Below are 16,101 nucleotides of genomic sequence, written 5' to 3'. Positions count from 1 at the left end.
AAACCTATTAAGTGTCGACTTTAAATCTCAATATATGTATCGATCGATACAAATGTAAGTCGACCTTTCAACCTTGTCAATGACTTTTGTATCGACTAGTATAGATCTCATGAATAAGAGGAGTTCTTAATGGCGCAAATGGGCCGGCCACGTACCTTTGATCGTAATCAGGCGATTGAACAAGCGATGCTTTTATTTTGGGAATATGGCTATGATTCGACTTCACTCTCTTTATTGAAATCCAACATTGCCGGTGGAATTAAGGCACCAAGTTTCTATGCAGCCTTTGGCTCAAAAGAAGCGTTGTTTCGAGAAGTAATTGAGCATTACATCGCAACGCATGGTCAGGTGACTCAAAGCCTCTGCGATGAAAATCTTGCACCTAGAGAAGCGATTGAACGCACTCTACGCCAGTCGGCAAAAATGCAAACTGAGTCCAGTCACCCCAAAGGCTGCTTATTGGTCCTTTCAACCGCGACCTGTTCCCCCGAAAATATCCATATTCAACAATATTTAACCCAGCATCGCCTGAAAACTCGCGAAAGATTTACACAATGTGTTCAACGTGCTGTAGATGCAGGTGAATTAGCAGTCGATACGGATGTCTGTGCTTACGCAACAAGTTTGTATTGTTTTTTACTCGGCCTATCCGTACAAGCACGGGATGGGGTATCAGGCACTGTACTGAACCATGCCGTAACCGAGATTATGCGTGGCTGGGATGCCCGTACCAATATGAAAAATAAGGATTCAAAATAACAAAAAGATCTAAACTTGGAAAATCAGGTTTTAACTGCAAAAAAGGCGGTCATTAACCGCCTTTTTTTCGCTCATCTGCTGGTGTGACAACAGGTCGGGCAAGTTTTCGTAAATCGGTGCTTAAACTATAAAAGTCTCCTCCCATTTTCCCGACACTATCCAGTTGTTGCTGGTCAATCATCTCTCCATCCCAGAGTCGGTCATCGACATAGATTGCTTTCACATCCAGCAAAGCCACCGTACCACCCGATGGTAGCGTACTCAATTGCAACACTTCCCTTAACTGACATTCATACCGAATCGGTGCATGTTTGACAGATAATGCGGCAACTGAATGGCTTGGTTCAGACTCAATCCCGGCAAACTCAAATTCACTTTGTGCTGCTGGCAATAAAGCACAGGATAAATTCATCTGCTCCAGCAATTGTGAATTCACGATATGCACCACGCACTCTCGGGTCTCCATCAGATTACGAATCGTGTCTTTATCCTGCCCATTTCTGGGATTGACCTGTGAATACCATAAAATAGGTGGATTACAGCTGGCCACATTAAAAAATGAATAAGGTGCAATATTGGCTACGCCATCCGCAGAGACGGTGCTAATCCAGGCGATCGGCCGAGGTGAAATTCCACCGACTAAGAGTCGGTAGATGTCATTGGGCTCTAAATCTGAGGTTTCAAAAATCATCGCAATCATACATCCTGTTTAAGGACGTTCAGCATATTGCGGTAAATCATCCGCGATACAATCCCACTCTGCTTTCGATGCAGCAAAAATATGCATGCTGGGTTTTTGCTGTAATGGCGTATCCAGCGTTCCGATTCTTAAGCGATACAGCTCAGGCTGTGCATCCCGTGAACTGATCAGTGGAGAGCCACATTCGCCACAGAACCAGCGGTACACGCCAGAGGCAGCAAACTTTTTAACCAGCGCTTCACCTTGTACAATTTTAAACGCTGCACTGCTAATTGGTGCATTGGTGGCATAGGCCGTACCATTGGCCTTACGGCAACGCTGGCAATGGCACTGTATGATCTCGCCAATGTCGCCATGAATCTCATAATGAATTCCGTCACATAAACAACTGCCGCGATACACCGGTAAAGCTTGAGACATTTCCCTATTCCTGATGAACTTTCACTCAAAACTAGCATTTTTAAATGCCGGGTCACAAGGCAAATCTGCTCAGGAAATACGACGGGATTTTAGTGGAAATCAGACAACCCTTTTAAAATCAACTGATGAGGGCCGTAAATGCACCAATGATTAAAATATAGAACAGAATCGGCAGGCCTAAGAACCACAGTTTTGCCCAGCCATTGGTTTTAAATACCTCGGTTGCCCCGCGATAACTGACCCAACAAGACCAGAATAAAAATGGCACCGGAATAAGACCTAACACGGTAGAGTAATGATAAGCCTCTAAATAATTTGGATATAAAAACGTTTGAATGACGGTAGTAAGCACAATCGGCAGTACAAAGACTAAAGATTGTAATACAAACACATGTCGGGCAAGTTGTGGATCCGCTTCCTTGACGCCTGAAAACTGCAGTCTTTTCTTATACCACCAACCTTGAATCAGCCATGCAAATGCAGCAGAAATAATCCCCATGCCTAATACCCATAACCAGTAACCTGACCAAGTGTCGGCAGCTGAACTCAAAAAACCAGTTCTATTGGAGGTCTCGGCCCGTAAAAGATGCTGATCGATTCGATCCATCACACTGACCATACCAATCAGATAGGCAATCACGATAATGCTTTGATGATGATAGCTTTTAGACTGAGAAAAAAACCTTTTCGGTTGAAAAAACAAGCTGAATATTTGCTTGGGCTGAAATGGTTTGATGATCTCGTTATTTTGTGTTTCCACTGTTGGTTGAATATTCATATACCCTCTTAACAATTTGATTGAGTTTGTTTTTATTTAAGTCATATCGCTTATTTTACTCGCGGATCAATGCATTGACCCCTGCTGCTGCTGCTCTTCCGGTCGCAAAACAAGCCGTTAGCAAATAGCCCCCTGTTGGTGCATCCCAATCCAGCATTTCGCCACAGCAAAATACATAAGGGTTAGATTGCAATTGTAGTTGTGGAGATAACACCTCTTGCTTTACCCCACCTGCACAGCTAATCGCCTCTTCAATCGGGCGAAAGCCTGCCAAAGGAATACTGAGCTGTTTGATCTGCTGTGCCATTTGCCTGGCATCTGACCACAAGCTTTTTTCAACGATTTCCCGCAACAGATTAATTTTAACATTGTCCAATCCTGCTTTACGCCAAAGATTGGTCAAGGACTGCTTTTTATTACCGTGTAGCTTCTTTTCTAATTGATCAATACTGACATCGGGCAATAAGTCCAGATGCAATTGTAAATGCTGCTGTTGGGCAAGCTGTGCTCTGAGCTCACGTCCCAGTTTATAAATCACACCACTCTCAAAACCATAGTGGGTAATGATGATATCGCCATGGGTTTGCTGTTCAGGGCTTACCCAGGCATTGACGCGTTTTAATGGCTGACCAAAGCAATCCTGCATAAACGGCGACCATGTTTTCAAAACCCCGGCATTACTGGCCTGAAAAGGCTCGATCTCATTTTTTGCGAGCCATTGCTGCCATGCCCCATCACTGCCCAATTGCGACCATGACACCGCACCACAAGCCAATACAATCGCATCATAAGTGGCATGAAAACGTTGCGTCTGGTTTTCCAGAGTGAGTTGATTACTGGATAAATCCACACAACGATGGCGATAGTGAAACTTCACGCCATCAGCCATTAAACGTTTCAGCCAGGCACGCAATAACGGTGCAGCTTTCATTTCTACGGGAAAGACACGTCCTGAGCTGCCGACATAGGACTCGATGCCCAGACCTTGCATCCAGCTCTGAATCCATTGAGCATCGCATTGCCTGACCCATGGGCCTAACCATTCAGGTTGATCATAACGCTGGATAAACTGCTCGACTGGCTCAGCATGAGAGATATTTAATCCGGTTTTACCTGCCATTAGAAACTTGCGTGCTGCCGAAGGTTTCTGCTCAAACACGTCAATTTCATAATCATACTGACTCAGCACCTCGGCAGCCATCAAACCTGCTGGGCCTGCACCAATAATGGCAACCCGCTTAGACATCGCGGTTCTCTTGGGCATTTTGACCTTGCAACGGTGCAAAATCATCAAAACGGGTTGCGTAACCTGCTGGCTTGCCAATGATCAATTGCTGGCACAGTTCGCCACGTTCCAGATATTTAATTTCAAAATGGGTACGGGCCGAGTCCGCTGCAATTTTTTGTTTTTCATAAGGTAATTTCCATACCTCAAGCAGCTGTTGCTCTGCTTCATCAATATATTCGGGAATATTACTGGCTAAGGTAATGGTTCCATTCGGTTGCAGGCGTGAAAGCAGGAATTCGAAAAATGGCATATTGAGCCAGCGCTGCGCCGGGTTATGCGGTTCTGGATTCGGATAGAGAATAAAAAATTGTTGTACCTGGGCCGGAAACAAGGCGTGCACCACCCAAGGCAAAGCATCGGCATGAACCGGGTTTAAATATTCCCGCGGTTCCAGTTGATGCTGCTTTTGCATCGCCAAAAATTTTTCTTTGGTTCGCTCAATTGCATACAACGTGGTCTGCGGGTTTTGTCCCGTAAATAACAAGGCATGTTTACCTTTGCCTGCGCCGATTTCCACGCAAACTGGTGTGTGAGGAATGGCCTTAAAATCACGAGGGGCTTGCATACGTTGTGCTTGAAATTGACGAATCGACATAATCTCATCAAACTATCTAGAAATCGGCATAAGTCTAACAAGTCACCTTACTTTTGCCTAATCTATTTAGGGTTTGTTAACATTTCACAAATGCTTGCGACAGAGAGCATTTTTTAGCTGATACAAGGCATGACTTATGAAGTTTAGCTATTCTAAATGAATAAGGCATAACACAGTAGCAGCAAAAAATGCTCCTGTCCCATAGGGTTATGGCTAAAACCTCCCTAAACTTCGTTATGAAACTTGACAAGGGAATCGCCATTGTCTACGTTTCATGCCTTGTTTATGTCGTTTTAGCTAATAACGCAATGCATGGTTGAAATGTCAACAAACCCTCTTTGTTTTAGGAATTTTCTATGCCACATACATTTCCCTGCCCGCGTTGTGGAGAAACCAGCACTTGGGAAGGTAATGCATTTCGTCCATTCTGCTCAGAACGTTGCAAGGTGATTGATCTCGGTGCTTGGGCCAGTGATGAATATAAATTACCGACGCAAGATGCACCGCAAGCAGACCTCAAACGCCATGAAGATGATTATGAAGATTAATCATCTTCTGCTTTGCCGCTAAGCCCAGATTCGGTGCATGACCTTGAGCCAGTTGTTCCAGCAAATTTTCTCAATGAGTTCAGCAGAATAATGACGCTGTTGCATGGCGGCAATGAGCTGGGGCAAACCCGTCACATCCTGCAGTTCGCTACTGATCAAGGCACCATCAAAATCTGAACCCAGACCGATATGGTCTTCCCCAAGACGATCCATCATATATTCCAGATGATCGAGAATGAGTGTAAGTGGTGTGTCCGCATTGCGCTGTCCGTCAGCGCGTAAAAAGGCCACATCAAAATTGACCCCGACCATGCCCCCAGTCTCAGCAATTGCCTTGAGTTGTGGATCAGTGAGATTACGCGCTTGGGGACATAAAGCGTGTGCATTGGAATGGGTGGCGATAATCGGTTGCTGCAAAATTTCCGCCGTGTTCCAAAATGCTCGTTCGTTCATATGCGATACATCCACCAGCATTTTCTTGTCAGCACAGCGTTTAACCAATGCTTTGCCTTGAGGAGTCAGGCCTGCACCTGTGTCAGGCGAATGCGGGAAACGCGCATTTAAGCCATGGCCAAATCGGCTGACCCTGTTCCAGAGAGGACCCACACTCCGTAGGCCAGCCTGATAAAAAATATCGAGTAAGTCTGGATTATCCTGTAGGGCTTCTGCCCCTTCCATATGCAGCACTACCGCCAGCTGACCTTGAGCCCGACAATCCTGTATCTGTTGCACTGAGGTACATAGTCGAATCTGCTCGGAAGCTTGCACCATCTGCTGTGCCAGCTCGAGTTGCGCCAGACAAATCTGCTCAATTTGCGGTTGGGTAAAATCATCCGCATGGTGATCAAATAATTTATCAGGATGATGCTGTTTCACATATGCAAATGGCGGAAGAAAAATCGCAAACATGCCACCTGCAAAGCCAGCTTGCTGGCAGCGCTTTAAATCCAGTTGTCCAGACAACTGTTCATGGATAAAAGCCTGTACAGAGTCCGCCTGATTGCTGAGCCACAAACGTGTCAGCAGATCATTATGTCCATCGAAAACTGCAACATTGTGATGATTCAGGCCAAGCATCATGAGGAAGATTCACCCGTAATGCTTTGCACAGGAATTTTTTGCTGAAGCGCCAAACGTTTCGAATTTTTGCTATTGCGAAATACCAGTTGTTCAAGAGATGCAGCCTGCTCACTCTCGCTACGCGCCTGTTCAATCAGATAGTGATACTCAGATTTACCACACACCGGATCGGCATTGGCCGCATCACCGGTCAGCATATAAGCCTGACAACGGCAGCCGCCAAAGTCGCGCTGTTTGTCTGGGCAACTTCGGCAACTTTCCGGCATCCATGCATCGCCACGAAAATGGTTAAAACCCGTGGATGTGTACCAGATCTCCGCTAAAGATTGGTCACGCACATTCGGAAATACAATCGGGAGCTGACGTGCTGCATGACAAGGCAATGCCGTGCCATCAGGCGTTACGGTAAAGAAGATTTTGCCCCAGCCATTCATGCAGGCTTTTGGTCGCTCCTCATAATAATCAGGCACTACAAAGATCAACTTACACGGATGATTCTGTTGACGCAGCTTTTCTCGATAGGCATTGGTTACCTGTTCGGCACGGGTCAACTGTTCCTGCGTCGGTAATAAGCCCTGACGGTTTAAAAAAGCCCAGCCATAAAACTGACAGATCGCCAGTTCAACCGTATCGGCATTCAGCTCCAGACACAGCTCAATAATCTGTTCAATCTGGTCGATATTATGCCGATGAATCACGAAATTCAGCACCATCGGATAGTCATATTGCTTGACCAGACGGCACATCTCATATTTCTGTTCAAAGGCATGTTTTGAGCCAGCCAAAGCATCATTCACCACAGGATCACTGGCTTGGAAACTGATCTGGATATGATCCAGACCAGCCTGTTTGAGTTGGGCAATACGTTGCTCGTTCAGACCCATACCCGAGGTAATTAAATTGGTATAAAAACCTTGCTGATGCGCATGCGCAACCAGTTGTTCCAGATCTTGCCGAACCAGTGGCTCACCGCCAGAAAAACCCAGTTGCACCGCGCCCATCTGCCGTGCCTGATCAAACACATCACACCATTGTTGCGTGCTCAGTTCATTTTTATGCTGGGCATAATCCAGCGGATTCGAACAATACGGGCATTGCAAGGGACAACGGTAGGTCAACTCTGCCAAAAGCCAGAGCGGTAAACCAACGCCTGCGGTCATCGCAAATCAATCCAGTATTGTTGCTGTGCAACCTGCATATAATCGACCACATCCTGCTCGATTTCTGCAATGTCACCAAACTGCTGTTTCAGCAGCCCCACAATGGCAGCCACACTTTGTTGTCCGTCGATGTGCTGTCCAATTGCTCCTGCACTGTCATTCAGCTTGATCATGCCTTCTGGATATAAGATCACGAAGGCATTTTGTGCAGGCTCAAACTGAAAGCGGTAACCTTGTCGCCAAGTCGGAATCAGGTTTAAATCAAATGCTGTATTACTCACGGAATAACCCCTTATGCCAGACTGGTTGTGTGGTCACGGTATGATACGGCGCCTGCTGATGCACATAGGCCAGAGTCAGTGCATCCAGAATACTCCATAGAATATCCAGCTTGAACTGCAGGATTTCCAGCATGCGCTGCTGCTGTTCATAGGTGGTAAACGAGTCAAGGGTAATACTCAAACCATGCTCCACATCACGACGTGCCTGACTTAAGCGCGAACGGAAATAGTCATAGCCCTGATCATCGATCCACGGATAATGCTGTGGCCATGAGTCAAGACGGGACTGGTGAATCTGTGGCGCAAACAGTTCGGTCAGGGAACTACTGGCAGCTTCACGCCATGTGGCACGGCGGGCAAAATTGACATAGGCATCTACGGCAAAACGTACGCCTGGCAGCACCAGCTCTTCTGAAATCACCTGTTCACGGGTCAGGCCAACCGCTTCGGCCAAACGTAACCATGCTTCGCGTCCACCGCCATCAGGATATTCGCCATCCTGATCCAGCATGCGCTGAATCCATTCCTGACGCACGCGCTGGTCTGGACAGTTGGCCATGATCGCGGCATCTTTCAGTGGAATATTGATTTGGTAATAATAACGGTTGGCCACCCAGGCCTGAATTTGTTGCTGGGTCGCTTTACCCTCATACATCATCACATGAAAAGGATGATAAATATGATAGTACTGTCCTTTATCCAGAATGGCCTGCTTAAACTGTTCAACACTTAATACATCAGTGGGCATCATTATTTACCTCAAAGTTCAATCTGCATGCCGTCAAAAGCCACTTCCACACCGTGGGCCTTGAGTTCAGCACATTGAGCCGAGTTTTCATCTAAAATCGGGTTGGTATTGTTGATATGAATCAGCACTTTTTTAGGACGGCTGAGCTGATTCAGATAAGACAATGAACCACCCTCGCCACTAATATATAAATGTCCCATCTCACGACCGGTTTTGCTGCCGACACCCGTCTGCTGCATCTCATCATCTGTCCACAGCGTACCATCAATCATGACACAATCTGAATCGCGCATGATCTGCATGACCTGCTCATCAATCTTGCCAAGTCCAGGGGCATAGAACAATTGTTTTTGCGTTTGATGGTCGCGAATGATCAGCGCAATATTGTCACCGTCATGCGGATCATGACGATGCGGAGAATACGGTGGTGCCGCACTTTGAATAATCAGTGGCATAAATTCCAGATGTTGAAAACCCGTAATCTTAAAGGCCTGTTTCGGATTGATTTGCTGATATTGCAGACCGCCATTCCAGTGCTTCAACATATTAAATACCGGGAAACCTGTGGTCAGGTCCTGATAGACCATCTCGGTACACCAAACCTTGATTGGACAGCCTTCACGTAACGTCAGCAGTCCGGTGGTGTGATCCAGCTGACTGTCCATCAGGATCACATCACGAATACCGGTATCACGCAACTTACGCGCTGGCTGAGCCGCCTTGAAATCAAATAATTGCTGGCGGATATCGGGCGAGGCATTCAGCAATACCCAATCGATGCCATTCTCGGAAACCGCGATTGAGGATTGAGTCCGCGCCTTGGCCTGTATGGTACCGTTACGTACGCCATGACAGTTTGGACAATTACAATTCCACTGCGGAAATCCCCCACCCGCAGCTGAACCTAGAACATGAATATACATAAGTTAATTTCTTGTTAGAAAAAGATAAGCCCTAGACATAACTAGGGCTTAGCTTGAATTTGAATCGGAATGATTAACGTACTTCAAAGTACATGGTCACTTCAAAACCAATACGTACATCGGTAAAAGCAGGTTTAGTCCATTGCATGACATCGTCTCCAATTGGTTTTCATCAGGTGAAATTAAGCAGTTAATTCAACATCAATAAAGCGTTTCACACTTGATTCTAAATAAAAATAATCACTTTGTAGACCTATCCCAACCAAGATATTGTTCGATAATTGTGAGTTTTGTCTAAATTTCAGTAATACACATTTGAAAGAAGCGACGCTGTTTTAACCTCATCTGCACCAAAGCCGATGCTTAATAAAAATTTACACATTTTAGATATATGACTTACATCACAGTAATTTACTTTTTCATGACCTTATGCAAATCTAGCTAGAACTGTAGGATTGAATAACAACACCAAACTACACATTAAAACCTATACATTGTTCTGATCCATTTTCGCACTTATTTGTTTGGAATCAGCTTGTTGAATAAAAAGATCTAAATTTACCAGGACGTAAAAATGAATAATGATATTCCTTATCAGCTCAAGCTCTTGGCGACACAGATTGATCCGAATCTGGATGCTCACTGGCAAAAGGCACTGATCACACTTTTTTCAGAACACGCGCCTGAACATTGTGAAAAAATTGCCCAGCAAGTGCTGCAACTCAAAAAAATTCACTGGAATCGTAAAGACAACAGCTTCTCCTATCTGGCCAAACATGACTTCGATGTGCTGAGCGAGAAAATTTATATTGCACCTATCAAAATTTTGGTGAAAAAAATTGCAGTTTCGCTAGAGAAACTAAAAAGCTATCAGCATGCTTATGAAATGGCAGATTATCTGGAAAATATTCTGGCCCAGATTCATGCCATTGAAACCGAAGACGACTTTGATCTGCAAGAGCAAAAGAAACTGATTCTAAAAGAGTTTATCTATGCAGCCGCCCAGATTATTCTGGCAAAAGAAAAGATCGACCTGCCGGATAATCAAAGGCATATTGATAGCGACATCATCAAAACCTTTATGACCGAAGTCTTTCTAAAACAACAGTTATTAAAATATTCTTTTAACCTGTTGCGTTCGCATCAACTCAGGGCAGAAAAACCGCATATCCTGAAATATTTTCTTTATAAACAACAAAAATCCAGACAACTGGATATCGTTAAAACCTCGAAATATATTTTTGCTTTGGCGCCCAGCAAGGATGGCATGCACAATACCTTTTCCATTCGCCGTTTCTTACAAGAAGAAAAATTTGAAGGCTGCGACAATATTTACGTCAATTCAGCCATTCTGCATTTGGATAAAATCGAAGACATCAGCCATCACCAACAATTTGAGTGGCAAATCAGCCGAATCATCACCATTGACAAGCCCGTTAACCAGTATGTTTCAGATATTGTCCGTAATATCGAACTCTATACCAGCAAAACACTGATCCCGTTCCTGCGCGAACCCTTGCAACCCAACGGCATATTTATGGAAAAGCTGGTGGAACAACGGCTGATTGATTTTGAGCAGAAGCTCAATAGCAATATCCTTGAACCCGTTGCCGAAGCACTGAAGCATTCCGTCCATCATCTGGATGAATGTAATTATCTCTATTTGGGTGTCAAACAAACGCTGGATGATCTGATCAGCCATTTTATCGAGTTCCAGTCACAACCTTCACTGATCTTTAATCAGCAGGTCAATCTGTTTATTGCCCGACTCAAATCATATGCCACCTTACTACAGAAACGGCATTCGGATGTTTTCACCGTCTTTTCTTATGAGGAATGGAAAAAACATCATGCCGAAGCGCTAGAGCCAACCAATATTCTCAAGGAGATTAGCCTGAGCTCCTTACAGGAATATAAAGATACTTTTTCGGAATTAAAAGAAAATCAATGCCAGCTCAAACAAAGTGCTTCGTTCCTGAGCAAGCTAATGAATAAACCCCAGAAAATAAAAGACAATATTCTCAAGCTAAAACAGAAAACGATACAAATTAAAAAAGATGCCCATCAGGAAATTATACGGATTCAGCGACGTTTTCCCGCCCTGATTGTTTACTTAGAGTCTGAGTCACTGATTTCAATTAACCACAAAGAACGCCATTACGCTTTTCCGACAGGAGAAAATGGCATTACCCGTTTGCCCATTCTGATCCAGATTCCAGAAGATAAAGCTTCTTTTGATTTGCAGAGTATCTGTAATAGCTTGAATTTTGATTTGAATCTGGCCAATCAGAAATGGCTAGAAACCATTTAGCCCGAAGAAAATTAGCTTGTGTATTACGATTTGCAATACACCAGCGAAAACATTCGATTAGCCTGCTTTACTGGCCACAAAAGGATTAAACTGCTTTTCATAACCAATGGTACTGATGGGGCCATGGCCTGAAATAAACTGGGTCTCATCCGGCAAGCTAAAGCATTCGCGCTGAATTGAATCCAGCAACTGCTGGTGATTGCCTTTTGGAAAATCGGTCCGGCCAATCGAGCCTTTAAACAACACGTCACCTGTCCACAACAAGCCATGTTTGGCGTTATAGAACATCACATGGCCTGGAGTATGGCCCGGGGCAAAACGCACTTCAAACTCATCATCGCCCAGCTTTAAGACTTCACCGCCTTCCAACCATTGATCCACCTTGACCGGCTGTGGAATTGGAAAGCCATAACGCGCTGAGACTTCCTGAATCATGTCCAGCCAGAACTGGTCTTCCTTATGCGGGCCAATCACCGGAATCTGCCATGTTTCAGCCAGTTCGCCGACTGCACCGGCATGATCAAGATGTCCGTGTGTCAACCACAGCGCTTTCACATTTAAATCCAAAGCTTCCACTTCTTTTTTCAGTACCGCCGCATCACCACCCGCATCAATCAAAATCGCTTCTTTACTTTCACTGTCCCACAAGATTGAGCAGTTTTGGGCAAATGCAGTAACGGGGACAATTTTGACTTGGAGCATAGCAACCTCTGGCGAAATAAAGCGTCGATTTAACGATGGGCTAAGGTATGGGTAAGTGCATCAAGATTAGCCTGAACCAGACCGGCAAGCAAATCTATATGGGCCTGATCCGCATTCAAGGCTGGAATATAGGCATAGTCGCCACCACCCGCATGCTGGAAAATTTCCTTGTTCTGCATGGCCAGCTCTTCTAAGGTTTCCAGACAATCTGCTGAAAAGGCTGGACTAATCACCTGTACCGATTGGACTTTTTGCTCACCCCATTGCTGTAACAATTGATCGGTATAAGGCTTGACCCATTCCTGCTTGCCGAAACGTGACTGGAAGCTGATCGCCCATTCATCCTCTTTCAGATGTAAGGCTTCTGCCACCAGACGTGCTGTGATTCGGCAGCGGTCAGCATAGGGATCACCTTTATCGGCATACGGTTGGGGAATCCCGTGAAAGGACATCAACAGTTTTTCAGCTTTGCCATGCTGTCCCTGATAGTGCAGCACGCTATCTGCCAATGCCTGAATAAATAAAGGATGTTGATAATAATCCTTGATTATAGTCAGGCCGGGTAAATGACGTTGCTGTGGAATCCATCTGGCAAAGGCATCATAGAGTGGTGCTGTCGAAGTTGCTGAATATTGCGGGAATAACGGCAATAAAATCACATGTTCTTGTGGGTCCTTTGCCAGTTGCGCCAGCACATCATGGATACTTGGTTGACCATAAGTCATGGCTGGTACAACCTTCAGATCAAACTGATGATTTTCTTCTTGCAGGCGCTGTTTAACCAGCAGGGTTTGTTCCAGCACAATTTCACGCATCGGTGAATCATTGGACCAGACCGAAGCATAGGCTTCAGCCACACGTTTTGGACGGAAGGTCAAAACAAAGAGATGTAGAATGATCCACCATAATAATTTGGGGATCTCAATCACACGGCTATCAGATAAAAACTGTTTCAGGAAACGTCGTACTGCTGGCACAGTGGCTGCATCGGGCGTGCCTAAATTGGCCAGAATCACAGTCACTTTTGGTTTTTGTGTCGCTAACATAGACCGCATCCGCTTTTTATTGAGTTCATACAATTACTTTAGCAGTTTTAGTCACGTTTTATAAATTGGATTAGTGCATGGTTTTAAATTGGAAAACCCGATTGCTATCCAGCATATTACTTTCCAGTAGTTTTTGTCCTTTTGCTGTGAGCTGCCACAACATGCGCTGTCGATCATCTCGCCCGGTTGGCATAATCCATTCGTTTTGACGCATTTGTAATTTGATTTCATGCAAGGCACGAATATTGACTTGGGCACGAGATACCGCATGCGCCCTTGGCATTTCCTGACGGGCGTCGTCCAGGCCTGTCTCATTCAGGTATTCATTGATGCGCTTGGAAAAATATTCTTCCGGGGTCGGAATCACAAAGGCTGAGCCGAGCACATTCAGCAATTGCGCCCAGGTCATCTTGCGATGGGGTTTGACTTCCTTGAAGTTACCATCCTGATAAGCATGCATACGGTATTCAAATGAATAGAGTTCATGCATGGAAACTTTAGGTACATTGGTCAGCGGGTCTGCTTCACGATTGCCCAGTTCAGTTTCCAGCTGTTTCACCTTGGCACGTAATGCGTCAATTTCATCACGCAATACCTGTGTGTTTTGTGGACGTACCCAACCCACCACCGGGTAACGCTCGAGCATCTGCGGCATACTGGAACGTACCGCCAGCTCCAGATCTCTTAAGGTACGATAACAAAACACCTGATCCACTTCATGTTGAAGCTGTTTTCTAAATTCTTTGAATTTTTCTTTCAGTTCTGGCTTGTGATCATGCAATTTAACATCACGCGACTCGGGGTCTTCATGCATAAATACAATCACAGGCTTTTGTTTGGTCATGGCATAAATATATTCCAGATGCATATAGCCCACACCTGAAACCGATTGCTCGCCATATTGGCTCCCCAGCAAAATCACCACATAATCACAATCGTCAATTTGCCGACGGGCAATCGAGGTACTGAGCGGGGTGCGCTGTTCCAGCCCCCATGACAGAAATCCCATTCCAACTAATGTTTGTGCCAGAACCGCTCGCTCTGGCTGCATTTCATTGCCAGAGGTAGAAATAAAGACTTGATAACGAGTATCTTGCATAGGCCAGGCCCCAATTCATTGATCAATAATATCAAGTATTTGTCTTGATTTTTATTAACAACTAACCCCAATAAATATATCAATATGGCTCGATTTAGTGATTTCCTATCTCAATCTCGGCCAGATTTTGAATCTTCCATGTTAATTGTTCTGGTATAAGGTGCTGAAGAACCGGTTGCAGTTCTCGCGCATTGTTACCACTGACATAACATTGAATACGGGTAATGTTATGACGCAATTTGTCACATAATAACCCATTTTTAATTAAAAGATAGGCAGTTTGTCGCGCAACTGCCTGTCCAGAATCAATTAATTTTAATTTTTCAGCAAAAACCTGACGAATCGCATCTTTCAGGAAAGGATAATGAGTACAGCCCAAGACCAGAAAGTCAGCCCCCTGTTCCACTACAGGTTGCAAAATCTGTTTTAGTACGTCGAGACAAGCCGGACTCATCTGCTGTCCAGCCTCAACAAATGGCACCAGTTCCAGACTGGTCACGGTCAACACTTTGACGCCCGCAGGCTGGGCAAAGTTTGCCATCACATCTTTAATTAGCTGTCCACGGAAGGTTGCAGGTGTCGCCAGCACAGCCACCACTTTGGATTGTGTTTGGATGACGGCGGGCTTCAATGCAGGCACCAGTCCCACGATCGGAAAGCGCTCTCCATAGTGATCACGTAAATAATCCAGACTAAAAGCAGAGGCAGTATTGCATGCCACCACGGCAATTTTACAGCCCTGACGGTAGAGCCATTCGATTGCCTGAGCCGTCAGTTGACGGATTTCCTGATCTGAACGTGCGCCATAGGGCACGTGCGCTGTATCGGCATAGTAAAGAATGCGTTCATTGGGTAAATGTCGGGCAATCTCTTGTGCCACCGATAATCCGCCAATACCTGAGTCAAAAACCCCTATGGGTGCATCAGCAGATGCATGTGGCATGGGATCAAGTAAAAGAGGCATGGATTGAACGGCTGTCATATTGCACATGGACACTGGTTTATTTACTCGTTTAAGCTTAAACCTCAGGTGCTCAAATGCAAGACCAAATCACCACTTTTTAGCGTCAAAACCGTTTCGCCCTGTACATTTTCAGACAAAGTCCCATAGTTGACGAGATGATAAAAACTCTGCCGCTGGATCAAGGCATTCATGCCAAAACGCACATGCACATACGGCCGTAACTCACCTGCAAATTCACGCATAAAAATCGGATGCTGCTCATCCACGATCACCACGTCCTGATTAGGTGTTATCAATTGCAGGTAGGTCTTGCCTTCAATTTCGACCTGATCCACCTGATTGATCAGTAATGGTTCATCTTCAACTTCGATTTCAATCTGTTCCACCGGGGTTTTGAGGTAGAATTTGCCGTCTTCTTTCCACAATACCCTACTGAACAGATCCAGCAGAGCCTGACGTTTGATCAATTGACCTTCGTGCCACCATTCGCCATTGGCTTTTATGCGTAAATCCATTTTGCCACAATGCTTTGGATGCCACTGCTCTAAAGGCGGAATTGACCTTTTGTGACTTTGCTGTACATCATTTAAGTATTGTGCAATGTTCATTAAGTTTTTATCATCAGAAAACATGACTTTTCCCTGATTTTCTAAAGAGTTTTGTGGAGAATCATTTTCATTTATCATAGTTTATGCCTTG

Annotated in this window: 19 protein-coding genes; 3 read left to right on the top strand and 16 right to left on the bottom strand. The window is 45.0% G+C overall.

The window, feature by feature from the left end:
• The first annotated feature begins 129 nt into the window (after positions 1-129).
• Positions 130-759 (top strand): TetR/AcrR family transcriptional regulator, encoded by a 630-nt coding sequence (locus tag JO943_RS14535; protein ID WP_202741172.1) that lies wholly within the window; start codon positions 130-132, stop codon positions 757-759.
• 52 nt (positions 760-811) lie between these two features.
• Here JO943_RS14535 and JO943_RS14530 read toward each other — a convergent pair whose 3' ends face one another.
• The 5 genes from JO943_RS14530 to JO943_RS14510 form a co-directional block, all read right to left on the bottom strand.
• Complete coding sequence (locus tag JO943_RS14530) at positions 812-1,450, bottom strand: flavin reductase family protein (RefSeq protein ID WP_202741210.1); 639 nt, start codon at positions 1,448-1,450, stop codon at positions 812-814.
• A gap of 18 nt (positions 1,451-1,468) precedes the next feature.
• Positions 1,469-1,879 carry a GFA family protein gene (locus JO943_RS14525; protein ID WP_202741171.1) on the bottom strand — a complete coding sequence of 137 codons (411 nt, stop codon included), beginning with the start codon at positions 1,877-1,879 and terminating at the stop codon, positions 1,469-1,471.
• A 118-nt stretch (positions 1,880-1,997) separates the two neighbouring features.
• A complete protein-coding gene (locus JO943_RS14520) occupies positions 1,998-2,657 on the bottom strand; it encodes a hypothetical protein (protein WP_202741170.1) in 660 nt (219 codons plus the stop codon).
• A 55-nt stretch (positions 2,658-2,712) separates the two neighbouring features.
• The gene (locus JO943_RS14515) at positions 2,713-3,903 is read right to left on the bottom strand and encodes a TIGR03862 family flavoprotein (protein ID WP_202741169.1); all 1,191 of its coding nucleotides are present in this window, start codon (positions 3,901-3,903) and stop codon (positions 2,713-2,715) included.
• Positions 3,896-4,540 carry an SAM-dependent methyltransferase gene (locus tag JO943_RS14510; RefSeq protein WP_202741168.1) on the bottom strand — a complete coding sequence of 215 codons (645 nt, stop codon included), beginning with the start codon at positions 4,538-4,540 and terminating at the stop codon, positions 3,896-3,898. Before JO943_RS14510 ends, JO943_RS14515 begins: the two co-directional genes overlap by 8 nt.
• 356 nt (positions 4,541-4,896) lie before the next feature.
• On the opposite strand from JO943_RS14510, the gene JO943_RS14505 reads away from it, so the two are divergent.
• Positions 4,897-5,088, top strand: a complete 192-nt coding sequence (locus tag JO943_RS14505) for a DNA gyrase inhibitor YacG (protein ID WP_202741167.1) — start codon at positions 4,897-4,899, stop codon at positions 5,086-5,088.
• 18 nt (positions 5,089-5,106) lie between these two features.
• Here JO943_RS14505 and JO943_RS14500 read toward each other — a convergent pair whose 3' ends face one another.
• The 6 genes from JO943_RS14500 to pqqA all read right to left on the bottom strand — a co-directional run bounded on the left by JO943_RS14500 (position 5,107) and on the right by pqqA (position 9,428).
• Complete coding sequence (locus tag JO943_RS14500) at positions 5,107-6,168, bottom strand: dipeptidase (RefSeq protein WP_202741166.1); 1,062 nt, start codon at positions 6,166-6,168, stop codon at positions 5,107-5,109.
• Positions 6,165-7,328, bottom strand: coding sequence for a pyrroloquinoline quinone biosynthesis protein PqqE (gene pqqE / locus JO943_RS14495; protein ID WP_202741165.1), 1,164 nt, complete (start codon positions 7,326-7,328; stop codon positions 6,165-6,167). Before pqqE ends, JO943_RS14500 begins: the two co-directional genes overlap by 4 nt.
• Positions 7,325-7,609 carry a pyrroloquinoline quinone biosynthesis peptide chaperone PqqD gene (pqqD, locus tag JO943_RS14490; RefSeq protein WP_032870654.1) on the bottom strand — a complete coding sequence of 95 codons (285 nt, stop codon included), beginning with the start codon at positions 7,607-7,609 and terminating at the stop codon, positions 7,325-7,327. The genes pqqE and pqqD overlap by 4 nt, the downstream gene beginning before the upstream one ends.
• Positions 7,602-8,360, bottom strand: coding sequence for a pyrroloquinoline-quinone synthase PqqC (gene pqqC / locus JO943_RS14485; protein ID WP_005226534.1), 759 nt, complete (start codon positions 8,358-8,360; stop codon positions 7,602-7,604). The genes pqqD and pqqC overlap by 8 nt, the downstream gene beginning before the upstream one ends.
• 8 nt (positions 8,361-8,368) lie before the next feature.
• Positions 8,369-9,280 carry a pyrroloquinoline quinone biosynthesis protein PqqB gene (pqqB, locus tag JO943_RS14480; protein WP_202741164.1) on the bottom strand — a complete coding sequence of 304 codons (912 nt, stop codon included), beginning with the start codon at positions 9,278-9,280 and terminating at the stop codon, positions 8,369-8,371.
• A gap of 73 nt (positions 9,281-9,353) precedes the next feature.
• Entirely contained in the window at positions 9,354-9,428 is a 75-nt protein-coding gene (gene pqqA / locus JO943_RS14475) for a pyrroloquinoline quinone precursor peptide PqqA (protein WP_009514286.1), read from the bottom strand.
• A gap of 426 nt (positions 9,429-9,854) precedes the next feature.
• On the opposite strand from pqqA, the gene JO943_RS14470 reads away from it, so the two are divergent.
• On the top strand, positions 9,855-11,591 hold the full coding sequence (locus JO943_RS14470) for a hypothetical protein (protein WP_202741163.1): 1,737 nt from the start codon (positions 9,855-9,857) through the stop codon (positions 11,589-11,591).
• A 57-nt stretch (positions 11,592-11,648) separates the two neighbouring features.
• Here JO943_RS14470 and JO943_RS14465 read toward each other — a convergent pair whose 3' ends face one another.
• The 5 genes from JO943_RS14465 to JO943_RS14445 all read right to left on the bottom strand — a co-directional run bounded on the left by JO943_RS14465 (position 11,649) and on the right by JO943_RS14445 (position 16,088).
• Complete coding sequence (locus tag JO943_RS14465) at positions 11,649-12,293, bottom strand: MBL fold metallo-hydrolase (RefSeq protein ID WP_202741162.1); 645 nt, start codon at positions 12,291-12,293, stop codon at positions 11,649-11,651.
• Between the two features lie 29 nt (positions 12,294-12,322).
• The gene (gene hemH, locus JO943_RS14460) at positions 12,323-13,339 is read right to left on the bottom strand and encodes a ferrochelatase (protein ID WP_199949786.1); all 1,017 of its coding nucleotides are present in this window, start codon (positions 13,337-13,339) and stop codon (positions 12,323-12,325) included.
• 70 nt (positions 13,340-13,409) lie between these two features.
• Positions 13,410-14,438: a DUF4062 domain-containing protein gene (locus JO943_RS14455; protein WP_005226528.1), complete on the bottom strand. Its 1,029-nt coding sequence runs from the start codon at positions 14,436-14,438 to the stop codon at positions 13,410-13,412.
• A gap of 94 nt (positions 14,439-14,532) precedes the next feature.
• Complete coding sequence (murI, locus tag JO943_RS14450; RefSeq protein ID WP_032870642.1) at positions 14,533-15,420, bottom strand: glutamate racemase; 888 nt, start codon at positions 15,418-15,420, stop codon at positions 14,533-14,535.
• Positions 15,421-15,464: 44 nt separating this feature from the next.
• Positions 15,465-16,088 carry a DUF1285 domain-containing protein gene (locus JO943_RS14445; protein WP_202741161.1) on the bottom strand — a complete coding sequence of 208 codons (624 nt, stop codon included), beginning with the start codon at positions 16,086-16,088 and terminating at the stop codon, positions 15,465-15,467.
• Positions 16,089-16,101: the final 13 nt, after the last annotated feature.

Origin of the sequence: Acinetobacter sp. 'aerobic (ED)', assembly GCF_904886855.1 — a bacterium.
In the GTDB taxonomy this organism is placed as follows: Bacteria; Pseudomonadota; Gammaproteobacteria; order Pseudomonadales; family Moraxellaceae; genus Acinetobacter; species Acinetobacter courvalinii.
The sequence above is the reverse complement of the archived record's forward strand: the minus strand, read 5'-3'. Positions and strand labels throughout refer to the sequence as shown.

What these genes read in the sequence shown, in the direction of transcription:
- JO943_RS14535 (WP_202741172.1), top strand. Translation starts at nt 130, where the DNA reads ATGGCGCAAATGGGCCGGCCACGTACCTTTGATCGTAATCAGGCGATT.
- JO943_RS14530 (WP_202741210.1), bottom strand. Translation starts at nt 1,450, where the DNA reads ATGATTTTTGAAACCTCAGATTTAGAGCCCAATGACATCTACCGACTC.
- JO943_RS14525 (WP_202741171.1), bottom strand. Translation starts at nt 1,879, where the DNA reads ATGTCTCAAGCTTTACCGGTGTATCGCGGCAGTTGTTTATGTGACGGA.
- JO943_RS14520 (WP_202741170.1), bottom strand. Translation starts at nt 2,657, where the DNA reads ATGAATATTCAACCAACAGTGGAAACACAAAATAACGAGATCATCAAA.
- JO943_RS14515 (WP_202741169.1), bottom strand. Translation starts at nt 3,903, where the DNA reads ATGTCTAAGCGGGTTGCCATTATTGGTGCAGGCCCAGCAGGTTTGATG.
- JO943_RS14510 (WP_202741168.1), bottom strand. Translation starts at nt 4,540, where the DNA reads ATGTCGATTCGTCAATTTCAAGCACAACGTATGCAAGCCCCTCGTGAT.
- JO943_RS14505 (WP_202741167.1), top strand. Translation starts at nt 4,897, where the DNA reads ATGCCACATACATTTCCCTGCCCGCGTTGTGGAGAAACCAGCACTTGG.
- JO943_RS14500 (WP_202741166.1), bottom strand. Translation starts at nt 6,168, where the DNA reads ATGATGCTTGGCCTGAATCATCACAATGTTGCAGTTTTCGATGGACAT.
- pqqE (WP_202741165.1), bottom strand. Translation starts at nt 7,328, where the DNA reads ATGACCGCAGGCGTTGGTTTACCGCTCTGGCTTTTGGCAGAGTTGACC.
- pqqC (WP_005226534.1), bottom strand. Translation starts at nt 8,360, where the DNA reads ATGATGCCCACTGATGTATTAAGTGTTGAACAGTTTAAGCAGGCCATT.
- pqqB (WP_202741164.1), bottom strand. Translation starts at nt 9,280, where the DNA reads ATGTATATTCATGTTCTAGGTTCAGCTGCGGGTGGGGGATTTCCGCAG.
- JO943_RS14470 (WP_202741163.1), top strand. Translation starts at nt 9,855, where the DNA reads ATGAATAATGATATTCCTTATCAGCTCAAGCTCTTGGCGACACAGATT.
- JO943_RS14465 (WP_202741162.1), bottom strand. Translation starts at nt 12,293, where the DNA reads ATGCTCCAAGTCAAAATTGTCCCCGTTACTGCATTTGCCCAAAACTGC.
- hemH (WP_199949786.1), bottom strand. Translation starts at nt 13,339, where the DNA reads ATGTTAGCGACACAAAAACCAAAAGTGACTGTGATTCTGGCCAATTTA.
- JO943_RS14455 (WP_005226528.1), bottom strand. Translation starts at nt 14,438, where the DNA reads ATGCAAGATACTCGTTATCAAGTCTTTATTTCTACCTCTGGCAATGAA.
- murI (WP_032870642.1), bottom strand. Translation starts at nt 15,420, where the DNA reads ATGACAGCCGTTCAATCCATGCCTCTTTTACTTGATCCCATGCCACAT.
- JO943_RS14445 (WP_202741161.1), bottom strand. Translation starts at nt 16,088, where the DNA reads ATGATAAATGAAAATGATTCTCCACAAAACTCTTTAGAAAATCAGGGA.